A 21,109-nucleotide genomic window follows, 5' to 3' on the forward strand; every position below is an offset into this window, starting at 1 on the left:
TGCTCCTTAAACGCGTTCAATAATTAGTGCAATTCCCTGACCAACGCCAATACACATGGTGCACAGTGCGTAACGCCCGCCGCTACGCTTCAGTTGCCATGCGGCGGTCATCGCCAGGCGGCCACCAGAAGCACCCAACGGATGCCCCAACGCGATGGCTCCTCCGTTCGGATTAACATGTTCTGCGTCATCCGGCAGGCCAAGGTCGCGCATTACCGCCAGTGCTTGCGCCGCAAAGGCTTCATTTAATTCAATCACATCCATCTGCGCGAGAGTTAACCCGGTTTGTGCCAGCACTTTACGCACCGCAGGTGCAGGGCCAAAGCCCATGATACGCGGTGCGACTCCGGCGGTTGCCACGCCCACGACACGCGCCAGCGGCTGTAAACCGTGGGTGTTTAACGCCAGTTCGCTGGCGAGCAACAAAGCACAAGCTCCATCGTTAACCCCCGAGGCATTTCCGGCGGTGACGGTGCCGTCTGCACGCACCACGCCTTTAAGTTTTGCCAGCGACTCAATCGAGGTAGAACGCGGATGTTCGTCACGGTTAAATAACAGCGCGTCGCCTTTACGTTGCGCGATGGAAACGGGAATCAGCTCATCGTCAAAGATGCCCATTTCCTGCGCGCGTGCGGTGCGAAGCTGGCTGCGTAACGCAAAAGCGTCTTGATCTTCACGGTTGATATTGAAATCAGTCGCGACGTTTTCTGCCGTTTCTGGCATTGCATCAACGCCGTATTGCGCTTTCATCTGCGGGTTGATAAAACGCCAGCCAATGGTGGTGTCTTCCATCTTCATGCTGCGGCTAAATGCACTTTCCGCTTTGCCCATCACAAACGGCGCACGGGACATGCTTTCGACGCCACCGGCAATCATCAACTGTGTTTCACCACTTTTAATCGCCCGCGCTGCCACACCTAGCGCATCAAGGCTTGAGCCACACAAACGGTTGATGGTGGTGCCGGGAACCGTTTCCGGCATTCCCGCCAGCAGTAACGCCATGCGCGCCACGTTACGGTTATCTTCACCCGCCTGATTGGCACAACCATAAATCACGTCATCGACCGCCGACCAGTCAACGTTCGGGTGGCGCTCCATCAGTGCTTTCAGCGGCAGCGCGGCTAAATCATCGCTACGTACGCCTGACAGTGTGCCACCAAATCGACCAAACGGAGTACGCACTCCATCACAGATAAATGCTTGATTCATCATAGTTCCTTACGCGCTTTCTGCCAGTTGTTCGAAGCCAAGTGTGACCGGTGTAATACGTTGTAATTCTTCAAATGACAGGCCGTTAAAGATTTCACGTACCACTGGCCCTTTTTCAGTGATATCAATCACTGCAAGGTCAGTGTAAATGCGGCTCACACATCCAATTCCGGTGAGTGGATAAGAGCAGTTTTCTACCAGTTTGCATTCGCCGTCACGCGTGAGGTGATCCATCATCACAAATACCTGGCGCGCGCCGATAGCTAAGTCCATCGCCCCGCCGACAGCCGGGATGGAATCCACAGCACCGGTGCTCCAGTTCGCCAAATCACCGCTGGCAGACACCTGATAAGCCCCCAACACGCAGATATCGAGATGCCCGCCGCGCATCATGGCGAAGGAGTCGCCGTGGTGGAAAAAGCAGCCGCCGGTTAACAGGGTGACGTACTCTTTCCCCGCGTTGATCAATTCGGGATCTTCTTCCCCTTCAGCCGGCTTTGGCCCCATGCCCAACAAGCCATTTTCACTGTGCAGGAAGATTTCTTTATCTGCCGGGAGGTAGTTGGCAATGCGCGTGGGCAAGCCAATGCCAAGGTTAACGTAAGCGCCTTCGGGAATGTCGCGGGCAACACGTTTTGCCATTTCATCGCGGGTGAGTTTTTTCACGTTTTAGCTCCTTATGCGCTCTGTGCCAGTGAGGTTTCGACGGCGACCAGGCGCTGGACAAAAATCCCAGGCGTCACGATATGTTCCGGGTCGAGTTCACCCAATGGCACCACGCGGCTGACTTCAGCAATGGTGACTGTCGCGGCGGTGGCCATAATTGGCCCAAAATTACGTGCCGCTTTGCGATAAACCAGGTTGCCCCAACGGTCGCCTTCATAAGCTTTGATTAGCGCGAAGTCGGCTTTTAATGGGTATTCCAGCACGTAGTGGCGGCCATCGATTTCCCGCGTTTCTTTACCTTCTGCGAGCGGCGTTCCATAACCGGTTGGCGTGAATACCGCACCCAAACCTGAACCTGCGGCCTGAATACGCGCCGCCAGGTTACCTTGTGGCACCAGTTCCAGCTCAACTTCACCACGGCGATACAGGTCATCAAAAATCTGTGAATCCACCTGGCGCGGGAAAGAACAGACCATTTTGCGCACCCGTCCGACCTTCAGGAGGGCCGCCAGCCCGACTTCACCGTTACCGGCGTTGTTGTTGATAATGGTCAGGTTTTTTGCGCCCTGAGCAATCAGCGCATCAATAAGATACGTTGGCTGGCCTGCGGTGCCGAAGCCACCAATCATGATGGTTGCCCCGTCGAAAATTCCGGCGACGGCCTCTTCAAGCGAAGCCACACTTTTGTTGATCATCACGTTTCTCCTGGGGGTGCGCATTTCGCACAAGATTGCGTTGTTCGAACAAAATGTGACCCCGTTAACGAAGCTGGTCAAGGGCGATAATCGAAATATGGTGCGATTATCGAACATCATGTATGTTTGTTTGCAGAGTGTGATCAACAGCGTGATCAACAACGAACATTCAGGAGAACAGAATGGAAATTCAACGTGAAGAACTGGCAGCGGGTGATGGCGATCCGTTTAAGGGCGATCCTAATTTTATGGCGTCACTGGCGCGTGGGCTGGAAGTGATTCAGGCGTTTACTCCGCAGCGTCGGCAGATGTCTATTTCACAAATCAGCCAAAAAACAGGGATCCCTCGTGCGGCGGTGCGCCGTTGTTTGTACACCCTGGGCAAGTTGGGTTTTGTCTATGCTGAAGATGGCAAGTATTACCAATTGCGGCCACGGATTTTAGCGCTCGGCCACGCTTATCTGGCCTCCACGCCGCTGGCGAAATCCACCCAGCCGGTGCTGAAACATCTAAGTGAAATGCTCAATGAGTCTTGCTCGATTGCCACGCTGGATGGTGACGATATTCTGTATATCGCCCGCGCTTCCAGCTCGCGCATCATGACCATTGATTTAGATATTGGTAGCCGCCTGCCCGCGTGGTCGACGTCAATGGGACGCGTGTTGTTGAGTTATTTGCCAGAAGAACAGCTGAATGATTTTCTTGGGCGTATCACCATGATTCGCTACACCCCGCAAACGGTGGATTCGGTGAGCAAACTGCGCGAAGAGTTAAAACGCGTGCGCCAGCAAGGATACGCACTTAACGATCAGGAGCTGGAAATGGGGCTGCGTTCGATTGCCGTTCCGTTGGTTAACCCAGATGGCGCGGTGGTAGCGGCGCTTAACGTCGGCGTTCACGCCGGGCAGGTTTCATCGCAAGAGTTGCTCAACCGTGTGTTGCCTAAGTTGCAGGAAGCAGCGCAGGAGTTGTCGTTATTGTTGAAATAGATGTGGCGGGTAAATCGCGGTTTCAGAAGGTTTTGTAGGGTGGATAAACGCAGCGTCATCCACCAAAGAATGTTTAACGGCTGCGTTTTGCGTGGCGTTCCCAGTTTTCGACTTTTGCCTGCTCAGATTTTTTAAGCGCCACATAGCATGCACCGCTGCCGCCGTGATGGGGCATCGCGCTACAAAAAGCCTGCACTTCTTCAAATTCTGCCAGCCAGCGGGCAACATAACTGCGCACGATATTGGCGTGGGATTTATCTTCGCGTCCTTTGCCATGAACGATCAGCAAATTACGCAGCCCGTCTTTTTTGGCTTGCTGAATGTAAGCAAAAAGCAACTGACGGCATTGTTCGACCGGCTGACGAATCAGGTTGAGGCTGGCTTCCTGTTTATATTTACCCTGTCGCAGTTTATCCAGCACACCAATTTGCAACCCTTCGCGCTTAAATTCAAGCTGTATGGCGAGCGGAATAATTTCCAGAAAATCGGTAGTGAGGAAGTTATCAAGCTGCACGGTATCGAGCTTTTGCACCACCTTCTCTTTCACCGGTTTCAACCACTGGCTGCTTTGGCAATCTTTCAGTGGTTTGACATCCTCCATGGCGTCAAGAAACAGCGATTTTTCGTCAAGGCTCATGGGCAATTCCTCCTGGTCCAGGCTTAATTCTGGAATCACTATAACCGCCGATGTGCCGTGGCTCAACGCCCGTTTAACGGCACTGGCGACGAAACTGGTTGATTAGCGCCACCGTTAGCGGTGCCGGTGTTGCATCGCGCCGCTGAATCAAATAGTAAGTTGCCTGTGGCAGCGTTTCGGTGACATGTATCTGCTTTAACTGGTGCGCCAGCAACGGATCCTGGCCCAGTTCTGCGGGCAAGATACTCAAAAAATCACTTTGCGCCACCAGGCTGATACAGGCAGAAAACGTTTCGCAAACCACGCTGACGGTGGGGATTTCTGAGCGTTTTTGGAACATTTCTTCCAGTTGTTTGTAATAACTGCCACGTGGGGTGGGCATCGTCCAGTTGTAATGCAGTAACTCTTTTAATGAGGTGGCATTAATCGCCGAATGGCCTTCACGGGCAAACACCGCAAAGGGTTTTTCAAGCAGCCGTTCAAAGGTGAATTCGTGATCGTACGGCCCCTGGTAATAGGTATTGATGGTGAAATCCAGTTCGCCCTGGCGCAACGCGTTGATCATCGAAACCAGTTGCCCTTCCATGATGCGCACTTTGACCTGCGGGTGTTTTTGGTGAAACGAGGTGATAACTGGCGGCATCAGTGTGCGTGAAATACTCGCGCCCATACCAATATTGATCTGCCCTGCCAGTTGCCCCTGGCGTTGCAAAATATCTTCTTGCGCGGCGCGTAACTCTTCGAGAATCAGCTGCGCATGCTGATAAAAACTCTCACCGCATTCGGTCAATGCCACACCCTGACTGCGCCGGATAAACAGCCGCGCCGATAACCCTTCCTCTAATTCTTTAATCGATTTTGTCAGCGCGGGCTGCGACATATTTAACGCCCGGCTGGCACCACGAATGCTGCCATTTTGCGTCACAGCGACAAACGCACGAATCTGATGAAGCTTTACCTGGAAGGTCACAGCGCCCCCTGATAACCATTGGCTATCAACCGAAAGATTTTGGCATCTACTGTAATTCAAACTCTTGTGCCAGGGTAATCCTACGACGGCGAAAACTTACAGAAATCGCTGAGTGATAAGTAAAAACTATCACCACGTGAACTTGATCACAGAACAGGATGGGGTATGTCGCAATTAGAATGGGCAGTTCATGAGTTAGCACCACGCATGCAGCACTGGCGGCGTGACTTTCACCACTTTGCCGAGTCCGGCTGGCTTGAGTTTCGCACCGCCACGCATGTCGCCGAAGTGCTGCATCAATTAGGTTATCAGTTAGCGCTGGGGCGTGACGTGGTAGATGACGCGGCACGTATGGGTCTACCGTCAGCAGAAGTGCTGGTGCGTGAAGAACAACGTGCGCTGGAACAAGGCGCACTTAAACAATGGTTACCGCATTTTTCTGGCGGATTCACCGGCATTGTAGCGACGCTGGAAACCGGCCGTCCAGGGCCGGTGTTGGCTTTCCGCGTGGATATGGACGCGCTGGATTTAGGCGAAATGTTGCAACCGGTTCATCGCCCATTTGCCGAGGGTTTTGCCTCTTGCAACGCCGGAATGATGCACGCCTGTGGTCACGATGGGCACACAGCCATCGGGCTGGGGCTCGCCACCGTATTGCAGCAGTTTGCCGACCAGCTTAACGGCACCATCAAACTTATTTTCCAGCCTGCGGAAGAAGGCACGCGCGGCGCTCGTGCGATGGTTGCTGCAGGTGCACTTGATAATATCGACTATTTTACCGCGATTCATATCGGCACCGGCATCCCGCTCGGCACCGTGGTGTGTGGCAGCGACAACTTTATGGCGACCACCAAATTTGATGTTGAGTTTACTGGCGTCGCCGCACATGCGGGCGGTAAACCCGAAGAAGGCCGCAACGCCCTGCTCGCCGCCACGCAAACCGCGTTGGCATTGCACAGTATTGCTCCGCATAGTGCGGGAGCTTCGCGCGTCAACGTCGGTGTTTTACAGGCTGGCAGTGGGCGCAATGTGGTGCCTGCGCAAGCGTTGCTGAAAGTGGAAACGCGTGGCGAAACCAACGTGATTAACGACTACGTGTTTGAACGCTCGCAAGAGATTATTCAGGGTATCGCGACGATGTACGGCATCAAAGCCGAGGTGCGTTTGATGGGTGCTGCGACCAACAGCGTGCCGTCGCCAGAATGGGTTGAGTTTATCCATCAACAAGCGCTTGAAGTGAATGGCGTCAGCGAAGTTGTCGATACCGTGAAAGGTGCGGCGGGTTCTGAGGATGCAACATTAATGATGGAGCGGGTACAGGAACAAGGCGGGAAAGCGTCATATATGGTATTCGGCACCGAATTGAGCGCCGGACACCATAACGAGAAGTTCGATTTTGACGAGCAAGTGATGGAAATTGCCGTGGCTACCATGGCGCGCCTGGCACTTAATTTCCCCTGGCAGCGAGGTGTGTGATGAGCGCAATTTACCAGTTTGTTGATGACGTAATTGAAGCCAAACGCGGCGAGTTTACTGCGATTGCCGATGATATCTGGGATCATCCGGAAACCCGTTTTGAAGAGCACTGGTCTGCTGAACGCCTGGCCTGCGCCCTGGAAGCAGAAGGTTTTAGCGTCGAGCGCAACGCGGGCAATATCGAAACCGCATTCGTTGCCAGTTTCGGTTCCGGAAAACCGGTTATCGCGCTGCTCGGCGAATATGATGCCCTCGCCGGTTTAAGCCAGCGTTCAGGGGAAACCGCGCCAAATCCATTGGCTGAAGGTGCTAACGGCCATGGTTGCGGCCACAATTTGCTGGGAACCGCGGCGTTTGCCGCAGCGGTAGCCGTAAAACAGTGGCTTGAACAATACGGCGGTAGCGGAACGGTGCGTTTTTATGGCTGCCCTGGCGAAGAAGGCGGTTCCGGAAAAACCTTTATGGTGCGCGAGGGGCTGTTTGATGATGTCGACGCTGCGGTCACCTGGCATCCTGAAGCTTACGCGGGCATGTTTAGCACCAGTTCGCTGGCGAATATTCAGGTGGCTTATCGCTTCCAGGGTATTGCTGCCCATGCCGCTAACTCGCCACATTTGGGGCGTAGCGCACTGGATGCCGTGACGCTAATGACCACCGGCAGCAACTTCCTCAACGAGCACATCATTGAAAAAGCCCGCGTGCATTACGCCATCACCAATGCCGGTGGGATTTCGCCCAACGTGGTGCAGGCGCAAGCCGAAGTGCTGTATTTGATTCGTGCACCGGAAATGGCACAGGCGCAGCATATTTTTGAGCGCATCAATAAAATTGCTGAAGGTGCCGCGCTGATGACCGAAACCACAGTGAATGTGCGTTTTGATAAAGCCTGTTCGAATTACCTGCCTAACCGCCAGTTAGAAAACGTGATGTATCAGGCCCTGCAAGCTCTTGGCGTACCTGAATGGAGCGCAGAAGAAATCGCGTTTGCCAGACAAATCCGCGCCACATTGAGCGAAAATGACCTGCAAAACAGCTTAAATAATATTGCTAACACCTCGAATGAAGAGGGAAAAGCGTTTGCTGGTCGCCATCGCGATACGTTGCTGATTGACGAAATTGCGCCGTATGCCGCAAATGACAAAATCCTCCCAGGTTCTACCGATGTGGGTGATGTCAGCTGGAAGGTGCCGGTCGCGCAATGTTTTAGCCCGTGCTTTACCGTCGGCACCCCGCTGCACACCTGGCAACTGGTGAGCCAGGGACGCACGTCGATTGCACACAAAGGGATGCTGCACGCCGGCAAAGTGATGGCTGCGACCGCGCTGCAATTGTTTACCCAGCCGCAGACACTGGAAGCTTGCCAAAGTGAGTTGCACGCACAACTCGCTGAACGCCCGTATCAGTGTCCGATCCCGGAAGGCGTGACACCGTCACCTTTAAAATAATGACATAAAACACAACATCGCAACCGATAGAGGCCCGTCTATGAGTCTTTCGTCCCTACCCACGCCCTCCGGCTCTGGCAAGCTGTACGGCCTTGTCGAGAAAATTGGCAATAAAGTCCCGCACCCTTTTTTGCTATTCGTCTATTTGATTGTCATTTTATCGGTGAGCACCGCCGTGCTTTCGGCATTCAATGTCGGGGTGCGTAATCCCGCAGATGGCAGCCTGGTACAGGTCAAAAATTTGTTAAGCGCCGAAGGGGTGCATTGGTTTTTGCCCAATGTGATTAAAAACTTCAGCGGTTTTGCGCCGTTAGGGGCCATTCTGGCCCTGGTATTAGGTGCCGGGCTGGCGGAGCGCGTCGGCCTGTTACCGAGCCTGATGGTGAAGATGGCCTCGCATGTTAGCGCTCGATATGCCAGTTACATGGTGTTGTTTATCGCGTTTTTCAGCCACATTTCATCCGATGCTGCGTTGGTCATCATGCCGCCAATGGGCGCGCTGATTTTCCTCGCCGTGGGTCGCCATCCAGTGGCCGGTTTGTTGGCAGCGATTGCCGGTGTAGGCTGTGGCTTTACTGCCAATCTGTTAATTGTGACCACGGATGTGCTGCTTTCGGGCATCAGTACCGAAGCCGCTCACACCATCGACCCGATGATGCACGTGAGCGTGATTGATAACTGGTACTTTATGGCGACATCGGTGATTGTGCTGTCAATTGTTGGTGGGCTGATTACCGACAAAATCGTCGAGCCGCGTTTGGGAAGCTGGCAAGGCGAAAACAAAGAAAAACTTCAGCAACTCGACGATGTACAACGCTTTGGTTTGCGTGTTACTGGGATTGTGTCATTGCTGTTTGTGGCGGTTATCGCCCTGCTGCTGGTGCCGGAAAATGGTCTACTGCGCGACCCAGTGAAAGGCACCATCATTCCTTCACCTTTTATTAGCGGGATCGTGCCGCTGATTATCCTGTTCTTTTTTATCATTTCGCTGGCCTACGGCATCGCCACCCAAAAGATACGCAAGCAGGCGGATTTACCGCAGTTAATGATTGAACCAATGAAGGAGATGGCCGGTTTCATCGTGATGGTGTTCCCGTTGGCGCAATTTGTTGCGATGTTCAACTGGAGCAACATGGGCAAGTTTATGGCGGTCGGACTGACCGATGTGCTGGAAGGCTCGGGGCTGAATGGCATTCCGGCGTTTCTTGGCCTGGCGCTGCTGTCGTCGTTTTTATGTATGTTTATCGCCAGCGGCTCGGCTATCTGGTCTATTCTGGCGCCTATTTTCGTGCCGATGTTCATGATGTTGGGCTTTCACCCGGCGTTTGCGCAAATCCTGTTCCGTGTCGCAGACTCTTCGGTTATCCCGTTGGCTCCGGTTTCGCCGTTTATTCCATTATTCTTAGGTTTCCTGCAACGCTATAAACCCGATGCCAAATTAGGGACGTATTACTCTCTCGTCTTACCTTATCCACTGATCTTTTTGGCTGTCTGGTTGCTGCTACTGGTAGCGTGGTATCTTGTTGGCTTGCCTATTGGGCCAGGGGTTTACCCGCATCTCAGTTAACCGGAGCACAGCATGCTGACACTGTTAGAAGACAAGATCGTGACGCCATTAGGCCCGCTATGGATTATCTGCGACGAGCAATACCATTTGCGCGCCGTAGAGTGGGAAGAACATAGCGACAGAATGGTGCAATTACTGGGTCTTCATTATGGTGTCAGCGGTTATCAGCGCGTAGCTTGCGCTAATCCGGATGGGTTGAGCGATAAGTTGCACGATTATTTTGACGGTGATTTAGCGGTGATTGAAACGTTGCCTACCGCCACGGCAGGTACTGCGTTTCAGCGGGAAGTGTGGCAAACACTGCGCACTATCCCATGCGGCCAGGTGATGCATTATGGGCAATTAGCGGAGCAACTTGGGCGGCCAGGTGCAGCCCGGGCAGTCGGTGCGGCGAATGGTTCCAACCCGGTGAGTGTGGTGGTGCCGTGTCATCGCGTGATTGGCAGAAATGGCACCATGACAGGTTATGCGGGGGGCGTGGGTCGTAAAGAGTGGTTATTGCGTCATGAAGGATATTTGCTGCTTTAGCTAATTGTGCGCAGCAGGTTATTCTTTATTCGCTCATGAATAATACACTTTCATAAACAGTCCCATTAATTTCAATGGGATACGTCTTAATCTCCCATCTTATTAGTCGTTATATTCTGAATGGTCTTTCATCATACTTACGTGCTTAAGAAAAAGATGTTAAAATTGACCAATATCAATATAACGGCCCGAGCATATCTATGATCCCTGAAAAGCGAATTATTCGACGCATTCAGTCTGGCGGTTGTGCTATCCATTGCCAGGATTGCAGCATCAGCCAATTATGCATCCCCTTCACTCTCAATGAACATGAGCTTGATCAGCTGGATAATATCATCGAGCGTAAGAAGCCTATTCAGAAGGGACAAACCCTGTTTAAAGCAGGTGATGAGCTGAAGTCGCTGTACGCTATTCGTTCAGGGACCATTAAGAGCTACACCATCACTGAACAAGGTGACGAGCAAATTACGGGCTTCCATTTAGCCGGCGATTTGGTAGGTTTTGACGCTATCGGGACTGGGATGCACCCAAGTTTCGCACAAGCGCTCGAAACCTCTATGGTCTGCGAAATCCCCTTCGAAACCCTTGATGATTTGTCCGGTAAAATGCCCAACCTGCGCCAGCAGATGATGCGTTTGATGAGCGGCGAAATTAAGGGCGACCAGGATATGATTCTGCTGCTTTCGAAAAAGAATGCAGAAGAGCGCCTGGCGGCATTTATCTATAACCTTTCACGTCGCTTTGCCCAGCGCGGTTTCTCCCCTCGGGAATTCCGTCTGACCATGACGCGTGGCGATATCGGTAACTACCTCGGTCTGACCGTTGAAACTATCAGTCGCCTGTTAGGTCGCTTCCAGAAAAGTGGCATGCTGGCGGTGAAAGGAAAGTACATCACCATCGAAAACAGCGAAATTCTCGCACAACTCGCTGGTCAGTCACGCAACGTTGCCTGATTTCTGCTTCCCTAACCAGGATCAATGGATTTTGTTGATTTATTGATCCTGCAATGGGTTATCACCTGTTTCAATTAGCACATATAGGTTAATCTTACTTAACAGACTGTGGTTAAGCAGTTGTAAGGAGACCTGTATGGCAAAATATCAAAACATGCTAGTCGCTATAGATCCCAATCAGGACGATCAACCCGCCCTGCGGCGTGCTGTTTACCTGCATCAACGGATTGGGGGCAGGATCAAAGCCTTTCTGCCTATCTATGATTTTTCCTACGAGATGACCACCCTTCTGTCGCCTGATGAGCGTACGGCTATGCGCAAAGGCGTAATCAGCCAGCGCGCGGCCTGGATTAAAGAACAAGCGCAGTACTACATCGATTCGGGCGTACCCATTGAAATTAAAGTGGTTTGGCATAATCGTCCCTTCGAGGCGATTATTCAGGAAGTGATTAGCGGTGGACACGATCTGGTGCTGAAAATGACGCACCAGCACGACAAACTGGAAGCGGTTATTTTCACCCCAACCGACTGGCATTTGCTGCGTAAATGCCCATGCCCGGTGTGGATGGTTAATGAAAAGCCATGGCCTGAAGGTGGCCGAGCGGTTGTGGCGGTAAATCTGGCAAGTGAAGAGCTGTACCACAACGCACTGAATGAGAAGTTGGTTAAAGAGACGATTCGCCTCGCCAACGATGTTAACCACACCGAAGTTCACCTGGTAGGCGCCTACCCGATAACCCCGATTAATATCGCCATCGAACTCCCCGATTTTGACCCAAGTGTTTATAACGATGCGATTCGCGGCCAGCATTTAGTCGCGATGAAAGCGTTACGTCAAAAATTCGCTATTGATGAGAAAATGACTCATGTCGAGAAAGGGTTACCTGAAGAAGTGATTCCCGATCTCGCGGAGCATTTGCAGGCCGGTATTGTAGTGCTCGGTACTGTGGGGCGCACCGGGCTATCGGCGGCGTTCCTCGGTAATACTGCCGAGCAAGTCATTGACCATTTACGTTGCGATTTGCTGGTCATCAAACCTGATGAATACCAAACGCCAGTAGAACTGGATGACGACGAAGACGATTAACTGATTGGCCTGGGTTCGGTATTCTACGGGCTCAGGCCTTTTAATTTCAGGCTGATTATTTCGTTGTAGCTTCATATAAACACTCATTATGTTATCCAATGAGTGTTTTTGCTTTAGCCCTTATATCAGCCAGTTCGGCAACACTAACGCTTCCCTTTTTTGTCACCTTTCTGGCTCGCCAATCAACGCATGTGATTTGATCGGCCAGGGCTACGCTTTCACGTTCGCCAGAGAGTTCAACCTCAAACGGATAGTCTTTTGCTTTGGTTGTACAGGGAACGCAGAGTAGTAAACCCACTTTATTATTATATGCAAATGGGCTCAGCACCACGGCAGGGCGATTACCGCCCTGTTCGTGTCCTGCTACATGGTCAAAATCAATCCAGATAACATCGCCAGAATCCGGTACAAAACGTGAAACCATCAGATCAGCTCCTTACCGACCGGAGCGCCAAAATCAACTTTTTCATGGATGTTGTCAGGAGTAATCCCGGCTAACAGCGCATCAAGGGAATATTCCTTCGTTTTCACCGGTACAATGACAATACGGCCGTCTTCAACCGAAATATCAACGGTATCATCCACATTCAATGATGCCGCTTGCATAATGGCCACAGGAAGCCGTACGGATGGGCTGTTACCCCATTTTTTCACTATTACCTTCGACATGTTTTCGATCTCATAGTATCAACAATGATGATACGCTATCACTCATCATTAGAAGGGTCAACATTGCTGATACTAGCATTAAATGACGACTCGTTTTTTACGCCAGCGCCTCCATCAGCACCGGATGAAAACGGCGTTTGAAATAGATCAATCCATGCCCTTCTTCGCCCAGTGAAATATTCTGCACTTCAACCAGGTAAACCAGATGGCTGCCGATGGTCTGCACCTGACGGATTTCCCCTTCCAGATTCGCCAGCGCCCCTTTAAGCACTGGCTGCGCCAAAGCGCCACGCTGCCAGCCGACCAGACTGAAGCGCTCATCCATTGCCATACCGGTCATCCCGGCAAAGTGGCGAGCCATGACTTCCTGTTCGTGGTTCAGCACATTTATGCACAATTTGCCGTTACCCTGAAACACTGGGTTCATCGCGCTGTTCGCGTTGATGCACACCATCACTGTTGGCGGAGTATCGGTGACCGAACACACGGCGGTGGCGGTAATGCCGCAGCGACCCGCCTCACCTTCAGTCGTGACCACATTAACGGCAGCCGACAAGCTGGCCATGGCATCGCGAAAACGCAGACGTTGTTCATCTAATTGCATAGTGACCTCCTGCTGTGAATTACTTCAGCAGCTTATCCAGAAGATTAATATCCGCGTTGTTGTGCAGATGCGGAACTGTCCAGCCGTGCTGGTCGTATTCGGACAGACAGCGATCGACCATCGCCATCATTTTGTCCATGTTGCCGGAGGTCTGCGCCTGGCGCAGGCACTGCAGGCGAATTTCATCCTGGCTACCAGAGTAGTTGATTTCATACAGTTCGTGGCGGCCGCCAAATTCGCTGCCGATAGCATCCCACATCAATTTGAGAATCTTGATGCGCTGCACATGGTCCATACCGTTGGAGCCGCGCACGTATTTCGCCAGATACTGATCAATCTGCGGGTTATTCAGGTCACGTGCGCTCGACGGCAGGTAGATCAGGCCGCTGGTCACGTTACGTTCGATAATATTTTTAATTTTGGCGTAGGCCATCGGCGCCATCACACGGTAGGTTTGCAGTGCAGCGTGGTCTGGCAGATATGCCCCGTTCACCCACGGCGTCGCTTCTGAACACATAGAGTCACTCAATGCCCAGAACATATTGCGCCAGGCCACAACTTCACCGAGATCCGCTTGCACACCACGGAATTCAAGGGTGCCAGTACATTCGAGCGATTTTTTCAGCAGCGCGGTAATAAAGTCGAGCTTCACCGCCAGACGCACACAGGCTTGCAGCGGGTACATACGCGCAAAGCCACCTTCCATTGTCCAGCGACGGCAACGATCGAAGTCACGGTAAATCAGTACGTTTTCCCATGGAATAAGCACCTTATCCATCACCAGAATTGCGTCGTTTTCGTCGAAACGGCTGGAGAGCGGATAGTCATACGGTGAGCCAGTCGCACCTGCCACCAATTCGTAAGATGCACGTGAGATAAGTTTCACGCCTTCCGCATCCATCGGTGCAACAAACATCAAAGCGAAATCAGGGTTTTCACCCATCACCTGCGCCGAGCCGAAGCCAATCATGTTGTAGTGGGTCAATGCTGAGTTGGTCGCGACAACTTTCGCCCCGCTAACGATGATCCCGGCATCGGTCTCTTTTTCCAGCTTGATGTAAACGTCTTTGACTTCATCGGCCGATTTATGGCGGTCGATCGGTGGGTTAACAATGGCATGGTTAAAGTACATGCCGGATTCCTGAATACGCGTGTACCAGTGGCGGGCGTTCTGCTCGAATTGCCCATAGAACGCCGGGTTAGCCCCCAGCGCACAACCGAAGGCAGCTTTGTAATCCGGGGTGCGTCCCATCCAGCCGTAGCTCAGACGCGACCATTCGGCGATAGCATCACGCTGTTGACGCAAGTCATCAGCACTTTTGGCGACACGGAAGAACTTGTGAGTGTAACCACCGCTGCCGGTATCGGTGTTCCAGCACAGGGAGTCTTGCAGCTCAGGTTTGTGCAGCGCGTCATATAACTGGCCGACAGATGCCGCCGCGTTGCGGAATGCTGGATGGGTGGTGACGTCTTTAACACGCTCACCGTAAATATAAATCTCACGGCCATCCTGCAGGCTTTTCAGGTACTCTTCACCGGTGAACGGGCGTTTTGTGTCTGCGCGGAAATCTTCAGGTTTCATCGTGACCTCTTCAGTATTAATCGGATTTTGTTAAATTTATGTTTTGTTTTTGTTTCTTAATTGAAGCTCTTAAACCCGATTCGGTGAAGAGACTTTTAGGTCAATGGCTGGTACTTTTCAGGCGGGATGGTGTTCTGTGATCGGGGTCTCCACGGAACCGGTGAACGTCTGCGGGAATCAAACAAATAACTGAACACACGGGTAAACGGAAAATCACGCAGGTTTACAGATCTCACCCTGACAAGATTGCCAGGGTGATTTTTATATAAGAGATAGTCTTGAGATAGTTAGGGTAAGGATGGTTCTATTTAACCAATATTGACAGTCCCACTCCCAATCACAACGCCGCCACAGCTAATACTGTCCCCTGTTCTGGCTGCCGGAATCCCATCGATAAAAACTGTCCCAGAGCCACTTGAGATAGCGCGAGGATGAGGTGGGTGATCTGGCGGTTTGCTGTGCTCAAATAACGGATCCCCCAACCGGGCTGCAGGTAAACCATCAATAAATACTGTTGGTGAACCAGCAATTATCGGCGTGGAATGAAAACCATCGTGTTCAGTTCCTTGATCATTCAGTTTTGCGGCTAACGGCATAAATATCCTTATTACAGTCAGTGAAGATATTAGTTTTTATTTAACGAACTAATACCATTTTACCGTCGATCATGGCGAAGAAGGGGTTCCAGGAGAATATTCTTTTCCCTTCAGCATTGAAGAATTGAATTGGAGAGTTTCTACTTGCCCCACCGATACCAAGACAAAACATTCTATTATTTTGATACATTAACACTTTGTATTTTTTCCAGTCAGGATTTAAAATTACTTCACCTTTTTGGAGTGCGCTAACTAAACCAATAGAATTGAAAAAGAATTCAGTATCATCCGTCAAACCTGCTTTCGCATATTCACCCAAAGCAATTGAGTATTTTTTCTTAATGGTAGTAAGATCTCTTTTTTTCAAATCATTGATTAGCTCATTATAGGCTGCTATCAATTGACTACGTAAAGCCAAATCATCTTTTTGTGGCGTAGCTTTTGTCCATCGCCATACAGGAATTTCTGAAACAGTAAAATTACGATAAGCTGTAAGCCAATCTTCTGGTTTTTCTTCGCCAGAAAATATAATTCGATTTGAAATACCTTTGATAATAGGTTGCTTAGTCCCATCACTTATATCTTGTATAGAATAGCCTTCCAAGTCATTAAATGGCCGATTATTTTTACCATCGAAAAAAACTTTGAAGTTAGTGACTATTTCATCATGCCGATCTGGCACTGACTTCACAATTTTCACTTCACAAGAATATGTTTCAGTTTTTATTTTTGACTCAGAAGGAAAAAATATCAACCCTATACTATTATTCACACCGTTCTCTAACGCATCAGTTATATCACTACCTGTACTAATATTCCTTGATCCTTTTAGTGTACTAAGATAATCAAGCCCATTCACTGAAAGTATACAAGTACTACTGAGTGTTTTAAAATATGCAGAATATCTTACATTATCCATATTGGCTCCAGCAAATATATAATTAGAAAATAATAAAGCACTCGCGATTAATAACTTATACATTATGAACACGCCTCAAAATTTTATCCTAAAGGATGATTGTTCTTTTCCTAGTGCATCACAAATGGTCCATTCCCCCTTTCCTTCTTCCCAACTTTCATCTTGAGACTCGCTCCTCCCAGTAGGGCTTTTTTCATCATCATCATCATTACCGATCTCAACTTTAATTTTATATTTCGCATACATAACAATGCCGTTATGGAAAAAGATCAGTTCAAGATCTTTATCCTTTTTTTTCTCCAATGCAAAACAACATTCAGCAGTGATTTTTGCTTCAGCACTAAAGAATGCCTCCACGATCACAACTTTAAGCCCAGCCTCGACTTTAGATTCCAGTGCTAAACCAAGCGTCCCTTCATTCTTATCACCTAGCTCAGAATGAAAATCATACTTTTCATCCGATAAATAGCGATAAGAAAGATTGATATCGCCGGTAACAATAAGGTTTAAAACGGCTTTGGCATAAATACCATTTCCGCCTTTATTAACATCATCCTCTTGTGATTGCGCTTTTTCTCTTATCTTTGCAATGTTTCTCTCCTGATGAAAATAAGCTGCAAAAGCCTGAATCAAATCGAGAGTGATAGTAAAATTAATCAGCGGCGATAACTTTACATCTACAGCACAGTGAATATAGGGTTTATTATTTTTACCAAGAAATAACTCACCACTCCCTTTAACATCAATTAAAGGGTATTTAACATCAACTTTTAATACCTGTATCTTACTATCATCCGCTTTAAAAAGGCTGGTAACAGTATCAATCGTTTCCTCTGCTTTTTTCAGTAGACTTAATTTATCTTTGTAACGTGTAAATTCCGCCTGCATCGTCTTTTGATAATCTTTACTACTACTTCCGACGCTTATTGACGCCGTGCCATCTATACTCACACCTCGGGTAATCGCATATTTACCTACACTCATTGACTCATTATTATTTCTGCCTTGCAAAATATCATAGCGTTCATCATCAGTGAGTTCTTTGGTGCCATTGTTCTTTCCACCTGTAATATTTACCCCCACAGACCAAGAAAACTTCGGGAATACTATTATTCTGGTATCGACAGTCGTATAGATCGGATATTTAGCTTTATCATTCGCTGTTGTTTTAAGTGGGAAGATCAATTCTTTTACTGGTTGTCCCAGGCATTCTCCTGCCTGTAACTCATATTCTGTTTTATCAATTTTGTTAAGACCATCGAAAACAACATCACTTAAAAAGGTGACTATATCTAAATATTCCAGAGCCCCATAAACATATTTTGATGCAGTTAATTCGCCGCCCTTCGTACCCATTCCCCCCATTGTCAGCTTCAGTTTTTCATCGTAGCTAAGATACTTTAACGTATCGTTATTTATACCCTTTGTTAATTGACTAAGGTAGTAATCATTGTATATAACACCTGACGGGCAGTCAGGACTATTACTAACACATGTTTTACCTGCAAGAGTTGTCGTTACTTTAACCCCTTCTGCATCTTTGTCATGAAGGTAAATGACAGGCAATGATTCACCTTGCTTATATTCATAGGTTGCGTCGGGAGTGCTTGTTTTAATTTCTAATGCATGTGTACAGGTGTCTGGATTTTTACAGGAGCATTTAGGTGAACCTGCTGTCAAACTTATCCCCATGATAACCCACTCCTTTTCCAGACAGGTATTTCACCATAAACATCCAGCAGTAAAAGATCCGTGCGATAATGTCCGGGGCTCATTGTTCCTTCTAAAATAGCCTTGTATCTTGTTGGGATCTCACTCAAATGGTGGATATTATCACGCGAAAATAATTTTGCGATCTCATCTATACTTCGGCGGTCTGTTATTCCTAACTCTCTTAAGTAACTGAATAATTTCCCTGCCCAGTCTATGGAAAAACGTTCTACTGCTCCAGCATCCGAGTTCATAATTCCTGCCAGATCTTCAATGTATCTTCGTTCAAATACTTTCTCTAGTTGTAAGTATTGTGCTTTAGTGATCACCATTAATTTAGACGACTGCTTTTTTCTGGAGTCTGGTGGATAGATTCCATGCAACTCATCTAATAACAACTCCTGACCATGTCGGTAAGTTGTTTCTATTTTTAGAATATTTTTAAGAAAAAGATGTTTTTCCCAGCCTGATAAGACATTTATAAAATCCCAAATATTTCGTGGATCATAAAAGCGAAATATTACAGGTTTTGTTTCATCGGGAAGAAGTACCTGCAGAAATTTTCTTAAATGCTGGCGCAGTATCCGCATCGTGACTTTTGTTGTCAGATATATTCCCCACGGCCTTGTACAAGAATTTAACCAGTTCTCTACATCCGCTGTAACTTCAAGTAAATATGGAGCCAGTTTTACTAATTCTGGCTGTAGTGGCTCAGAGTACAGGCAAGAATGTGGAGGATTATACTCAGACAGAAAATCCAGGAGATCTTCAACGACAGCACCATCAACGATGGCATAACGTACAGAGTCCATGATTACTCATCCTCCATTGGGCAATGAGCGACAAACATTGTTCCGTCACCCGCTGCGGCCTTCAGAATCGCGGGGCTCATCGGTAAAATAACCTCGCCGGGACTGCCCCCACCATTCAGATTGATTTTTGGCCCTTTAATATCGACACCACCTGCATGGATGGAAATAAATGAACCACCAACACGGAAACTAATTTTACTGTCACTGTGTAAAACAATATCGCCCTCAACTTTAATTCCCATTGCGCCTGCAACTTTCTGAGCCAGATCCCCTTTGATTTCAATATGGTGTTCACCTTCAATCAAGCTTAAATAATCTTTAGTGGTCTTATGATCCTGCTGACCTTCAACGGTCACTTTTCTGTCATTGGCTACTACCAACAACTCATCGTGCCCGATGCTGACGGTTCTGTCGTAATTTACACGCACATCTTTACTGTTAAGAACTTTAACCTGCATGTCTTTTTGAGCATGTATCAATAGCAGTTCCTGATCTGTCTTATCCTCAAACATGAGTTCGTTAAACCCGCTACCCTTATAGGTTTTTGAGCGCAGGGTCATCTGCGTCTTTGTGCCAGGCAGACTGCCCGGCGAGCGGTTATCTTCATGATACGTACGCCCCATCACGATGGGCTGGTCCGGGTCGCCGTTGAGGAAATCGACTATCACTTCCTGGCCGACACGCGGTATCGCCAGGTGACCGAACCCGGCACCGGCCCACGCCTGCGACACCCGTATCCAGCACGAGCTGTCTTCTGTTTCGCCGTGATAACGGTCCCAGCGGAATTTCACCCGCACCCGCCCGTGTTCGTCGCAGAAAATTTCCTCCCCCGGCGGACCGGTGACCACCGCGCTCTGCGGGCCGTCGACCTTTGGTTTCTGCGGGCGATTCGGGCGCCAGGTGCGGTCTCCCGGTATGGCCACAAACCGGTTGGTGAGGGTGGTCCCCTCGCCGCGACTGCCGTGCAGGGCCTGTGGCTGTTCCCCGGTCATCGCACTGCTGATGACCTGCCATTGCCGGTTGTGGCTTTTTATCGGGTGGCCGGAAAGGGGGAAACGCACGCCAGGCGACAGCGCCGGAGAATTGCTGGTGCCGGTGGCGGTTTCGGCCTGGTTACGCCAGGCGTCCAGTTTATAGCGGGTGAAATCTTCACCGTGCTGTTCATCCTTAAAACGCCCCGGATAATCCAGCACTTCATACTGTGTGCGCTGGCCATTCAGGCTCTGTGCTTTCTGGCGATAGCCCCCCGGCCAGTCCGGCATCTTAAAGGTGTAATCCAGGCTGGTGACCGATGATGGCGCAATGCCCGCTTCGTGACGAAACACACTGATGTGCTCCGTGGTGGTTCCAGTCGATACATTCGGATTAAAGGGAAAGGCATCCTGCCGCCTGCGCAGGCCGGTCACATCATCAGTCAGCATCAGCCGCTGCCCCCCTTCCGGGGAGACGTCGTCAAAGAAGAAAATGCCTTCTTCGGCCCACAGTCTGGATAAAAAAGCGAAGTCACTTTCCCCGTACTGGGCGCAGAACTCGCGGGCCGGATGGGGTTCATAAAACACCGACGTCCAGTTGGTGACGCCGTTTTCTGCCAGCAACGTGGCGGTGATGGTCTGAATATCCTGCTGCTGGAAGATACGGAAGTTCTGGCGCAGGCCGCAGCGCCACAGGGAAGGATGAATGCGCAGGGAGTACTGCATCTGCCAGCCGTTGTGCTCGCTCATGCCGAAGGTGGCAATAATGCCGCTGACATGGCGCAGGACTTTCTGCCCCTGCCAGAGCGTCAGGGTGACGTTTTTCTCCAGCAACGGGTCAGCCGTCTGGCGGAAAGACTTACTGGCGACGTCAGCATCGAGGACAAATGCAGCGGAGTTATGCTGCAGCAGGCGAAAGCTCACCACCGCAAAAGTGTCCGGCTCCATCCCTTCCACCTCCAGTGTGAAACGCAGTCCTTTTAATGACACAGCGCTCTCCCTGATGTAGAGAAAACGGATCCAT

21 protein-coding genes are annotated in these 21,109 nt (G+C 49.8%); 7 read left to right on the top strand and 14 right to left on the bottom strand.

Annotated features, from left to right (window positions below):
- Nucleotides 1-6 precede the first annotated feature (6 nt).
- From pcaF to MNO13_RS13635, 3 genes are read right to left on the bottom strand one after another with little or no spacing between them, the layout of a single operon-like run.
- Nucleotides 7-1,209 (bottom strand): 3-oxoadipyl-CoA thiolase, encoded by a 1,203-nt coding sequence (gene pcaF, locus MNO13_RS13625; protein WP_064547158.1) that lies wholly within the window; start codon nucleotides 1,207-1,209, stop codon nucleotides 7-9.
- A 9-nt stretch (nucleotides 1,210-1,218) separates the two neighbouring features.
- Complete coding sequence (locus MNO13_RS13630; RefSeq protein ID WP_064547160.1) at nucleotides 1,219-1,875, bottom strand: 3-oxoacid CoA-transferase subunit B; 657 nt, start codon at nucleotides 1,873-1,875, stop codon at nucleotides 1,219-1,221.
- 11 nt (nucleotides 1,876-1,886) lie between these two features.
- Nucleotides 1,887-2,570: a 3-oxoacid CoA-transferase subunit A gene (locus tag MNO13_RS13635; RefSeq protein WP_232886776.1), complete on the bottom strand. Its 684-nt coding sequence runs from the start codon at nucleotides 2,568-2,570 to the stop codon at nucleotides 1,887-1,889.
- A 182-nt stretch (nucleotides 2,571-2,752) separates the two neighbouring features.
- On the opposite strand from MNO13_RS13635, the gene MNO13_RS13640 reads away from it, so the two are divergent.
- Nucleotides 2,753-3,559 (top strand): IclR family transcriptional regulator domain-containing protein, encoded by an 807-nt coding sequence (locus tag MNO13_RS13640; RefSeq protein ID WP_121813349.1) that lies wholly within the window; start codon nucleotides 2,753-2,755, stop codon nucleotides 3,557-3,559.
- A gap of 73 nt (nucleotides 3,560-3,632) precedes the next feature.
- On the opposite strand, the gene smrA is transcribed toward MNO13_RS13640, so the two are convergent.
- On the bottom strand, nucleotides 3,633-4,196 hold the full coding sequence (gene smrA / locus MNO13_RS13645; protein ID WP_064547165.1) for a DNA endonuclease SmrA: 564 nt from the start codon (nucleotides 4,194-4,196) through the stop codon (nucleotides 3,633-3,635).
- A gap of 73 nt (nucleotides 4,197-4,269) precedes the next feature.
- Nucleotides 4,270-5,166 (bottom strand): LysR family transcriptional regulator, encoded by an 897-nt coding sequence (locus tag MNO13_RS13650; RefSeq protein WP_241938889.1) that lies wholly within the window; start codon nucleotides 5,164-5,166, stop codon nucleotides 4,270-4,272.
- 165 nt (nucleotides 5,167-5,331) lie between these two features.
- Here MNO13_RS13650 and MNO13_RS13655 point away from each other — a divergent pair, with 165 nt between their 5' ends.
- The 6 genes from MNO13_RS13655 to uspE all read left to right on the top strand — a co-directional run bounded on the left by MNO13_RS13655 (nucleotide 5,332) and on the right by uspE (nucleotide 12,222).
- Nucleotides 5,332-6,642, top strand: a complete 1,311-nt coding sequence (locus tag MNO13_RS13655) for a M20 family metallo-hydrolase (protein WP_241938890.1) — start codon at nucleotides 5,332-5,334, stop codon at nucleotides 6,640-6,642.
- Nucleotides 6,642-8,087 carry a M20 family metallopeptidase gene (locus MNO13_RS13660; protein ID WP_241938891.1) on the top strand — a complete coding sequence of 482 codons (1,446 nt, stop codon included), beginning with the start codon at nucleotides 6,642-6,644 and terminating at the stop codon, nucleotides 8,085-8,087. Before MNO13_RS13655 ends, MNO13_RS13660 begins: the two co-directional genes overlap by 1 nt.
- Nucleotides 8,088-8,127: 40 nt before the next feature.
- Nucleotides 8,128-9,654 (top strand): p-aminobenzoyl-glutamate transporter, encoded by a 1,527-nt coding sequence (abgT, locus tag MNO13_RS13665; RefSeq protein ID WP_241938892.1) that lies wholly within the window; start codon nucleotides 8,128-8,130, stop codon nucleotides 9,652-9,654.
- A gap of 12 nt (nucleotides 9,655-9,666) precedes the next feature.
- Nucleotides 9,667-10,182 (top strand): methylated-DNA--[protein]-cysteine S-methyltransferase, encoded by a 516-nt coding sequence (gene ogt / locus MNO13_RS13670; protein WP_064547177.1) that lies wholly within the window; start codon nucleotides 9,667-9,669, stop codon nucleotides 10,180-10,182.
- 200 nt (nucleotides 10,183-10,382) lie between these two features.
- The gene (gene fnr, locus MNO13_RS13675) at nucleotides 10,383-11,135 is read left to right on the top strand and encodes a fumarate/nitrate reduction transcriptional regulator Fnr (protein ID WP_064547179.1); all 753 of its coding nucleotides are present in this window, start codon (nucleotides 10,383-10,385) and stop codon (nucleotides 11,133-11,135) included.
- 136 nt (nucleotides 11,136-11,271) lie between these two features.
- Nucleotides 11,272-12,222: a universal stress protein UspE gene (uspE, locus tag MNO13_RS13680; RefSeq protein ID WP_064547181.1), complete on the top strand. Its 951-nt coding sequence runs from the start codon at nucleotides 11,272-11,274 to the stop codon at nucleotides 12,220-12,222.
- A gap of 91 nt (nucleotides 12,223-12,313) precedes the next feature.
- On the opposite strand, the gene mazF is transcribed toward uspE, so the two are convergent.
- The 9 genes from mazF to MNO13_RS13725 form a co-directional block, all read right to left on the bottom strand.
- Nucleotides 12,314-12,646 (bottom strand): endoribonuclease MazF, encoded by a 333-nt coding sequence (mazF, locus tag MNO13_RS13685; RefSeq protein ID WP_241938893.1) that lies wholly within the window; start codon nucleotides 12,644-12,646, stop codon nucleotides 12,314-12,316.
- A complete protein-coding gene (locus MNO13_RS13690) occupies nucleotides 12,646-12,891 on the bottom strand; it encodes an AbrB/MazE/SpoVT family DNA-binding domain-containing protein (RefSeq protein WP_064547184.1) in 246 nt (81 codons plus the stop codon). The genes mazF and MNO13_RS13690 overlap by 1 nt, the downstream gene beginning before the upstream one ends.
- 97 nt (nucleotides 12,892-12,988) lie before the next feature.
- The gene (locus MNO13_RS13695; RefSeq protein WP_064547185.1) at nucleotides 12,989-13,495 is read right to left on the bottom strand and encodes a 4-hydroxyphenylacetate 3-monooxygenase reductase subunit; all 507 of its coding nucleotides are present in this window, start codon (nucleotides 13,493-13,495) and stop codon (nucleotides 12,989-12,991) included.
- Nucleotides 13,496-13,514: 19 nt separating this feature from the next.
- Nucleotides 13,515-15,077: a 4-hydroxyphenylacetate 3-monooxygenase, oxygenase component gene (gene hpaB, locus MNO13_RS13700; protein ID WP_064547186.1), complete on the bottom strand. Its 1,563-nt coding sequence runs from the start codon at nucleotides 15,075-15,077 to the stop codon at nucleotides 13,515-13,517.
- 308 nt (nucleotides 15,078-15,385) lie between these two features.
- Entirely contained in the window at nucleotides 15,386-15,673 is a 288-nt protein-coding gene (locus MNO13_RS13705; RefSeq protein ID WP_232886859.1) for a type VI secretion system PAAR protein, read from the bottom strand.
- 40 nt (nucleotides 15,674-15,713) lie between these two features.
- Complete coding sequence (locus MNO13_RS13710; protein WP_241938894.1) at nucleotides 15,714-16,655, bottom strand: hypothetical protein; 942 nt, start codon at nucleotides 16,653-16,655, stop codon at nucleotides 15,714-15,716.
- A 12-nt stretch (nucleotides 16,656-16,667) separates the two neighbouring features.
- On the bottom strand, nucleotides 16,668-18,284 hold the full coding sequence (locus tag MNO13_RS13715; RefSeq protein WP_121813343.1) for a hypothetical protein: 1,617 nt from the start codon (nucleotides 18,282-18,284) through the stop codon (nucleotides 16,668-16,670).
- On the bottom strand, nucleotides 18,275-19,114 hold the full coding sequence (locus tag MNO13_RS13720) for a DUF4123 domain-containing protein (protein ID WP_241938895.1): 840 nt from the start codon (nucleotides 19,112-19,114) through the stop codon (nucleotides 18,275-18,277). Before MNO13_RS13720 ends, MNO13_RS13715 begins: the two co-directional genes overlap by 10 nt.
- A gap of 2 nt (nucleotides 19,115-19,116) precedes the next feature.
- Nucleotides 19,117-21,075, bottom strand: a complete 1,959-nt coding sequence (locus MNO13_RS13725; protein ID WP_241938896.1) for a type VI secretion system Vgr family protein — start codon at nucleotides 21,073-21,075, stop codon at nucleotides 19,117-19,119.
- Between the last annotated feature and the right edge of the window lie 34 nt (nucleotides 21,076-21,109).

It is taken from the genome of Buttiauxella ferragutiae, from assembly GCF_022637515.1.
Taxonomy (GTDB): domain Bacteria; phylum Pseudomonadota; class Gammaproteobacteria; order Enterobacterales; family Enterobacteriaceae; genus Buttiauxella; species Buttiauxella ferragutiae.

Bases quoted from the DNA above. Each gene is read 5' to 3' on its own strand.
- MNO13_RS13660 (WP_241938891.1), top strand. From the start codon at position 6,642: ATGAGCGCAATTTACCAGTTTGTTGATGACGTAATTGAAGCCAAACGC.
- ogt (WP_064547177.1), top strand. From the start codon at position 9,667: ATGCTGACACTGTTAGAAGACAAGATCGTGACGCCATTAGGCCCGCTA.
- MNO13_RS13640 (WP_121813349.1), top strand. From the start codon at position 2,753: ATGGAAATTCAACGTGAAGAACTGGCAGCGGGTGATGGCGATCCGTTT.
- MNO13_RS13635 (WP_232886776.1), bottom strand. From the start codon at position 2,570: ATGATCAACAAAAGTGTGGCTTCGCTTGAAGAGGCCGTCGCCGGAATT.
- MNO13_RS13710 (WP_241938894.1), bottom strand. From the start codon at position 16,655: ATGTATAAGTTATTAATCGCGAGTGCTTTATTATTTTCTAATTATATA.
- mazF (WP_241938893.1), bottom strand. From the start codon at position 12,646: ATGGTTTCACGTTTTGTACCGGATTCTGGCGATGTTATCTGGATTGAT.
- MNO13_RS13695 (WP_064547185.1), bottom strand. From the start codon at position 13,495: ATGCAATTAGATGAACAACGTCTGCGTTTTCGCGATGCCATGGCCAGC.
- hpaB (WP_064547186.1), bottom strand. From the start codon at position 15,077: ATGAAACCTGAAGATTTCCGCGCAGACACAAAACGCCCGTTCACCGGT.
- uspE (WP_064547181.1), top strand. From the start codon at position 11,272: ATGGCAAAATATCAAAACATGCTAGTCGCTATAGATCCCAATCAGGAC.
- MNO13_RS13720 (WP_241938895.1), bottom strand. From the start codon at position 19,114: ATGGACTCTGTACGTTATGCCATCGTTGATGGTGCTGTCGTTGAAGAT.
- MNO13_RS13655 (WP_241938890.1), top strand. From the start codon at position 5,332: ATGTCGCAATTAGAATGGGCAGTTCATGAGTTAGCACCACGCATGCAG.
- pcaF (WP_064547158.1), bottom strand. From the start codon at position 1,209: ATGAATCAAGCATTTATCTGTGATGGAGTGCGTACTCCGTTTGGTCGA.
- fnr (WP_064547179.1), top strand. From the start codon at position 10,383: ATGATCCCTGAAAAGCGAATTATTCGACGCATTCAGTCTGGCGGTTGT.
- MNO13_RS13705 (WP_232886859.1), bottom strand. From the start codon at position 15,673: ATGCCGTTAGCCGCAAAACTGAATGATCAAGGAACTGAACACGATGGT.
- MNO13_RS13690 (WP_064547184.1), bottom strand. From the start codon at position 12,891: ATGTCGAAGGTAATAGTGAAAAAATGGGGTAACAGCCCATCCGTACGG.
- MNO13_RS13715 (WP_121813343.1), bottom strand. From the start codon at position 18,284: ATGGGGATAAGTTTGACAGCAGGTTCACCTAAATGCTCCTGTAAAAAT.
- smrA (WP_064547165.1), bottom strand. From the start codon at position 4,196: ATGAGCCTTGACGAAAAATCGCTGTTTCTTGACGCCATGGAGGATGTC.
- abgT (WP_241938892.1), top strand. From the start codon at position 8,128: ATGAGTCTTTCGTCCCTACCCACGCCCTCCGGCTCTGGCAAGCTGTAC.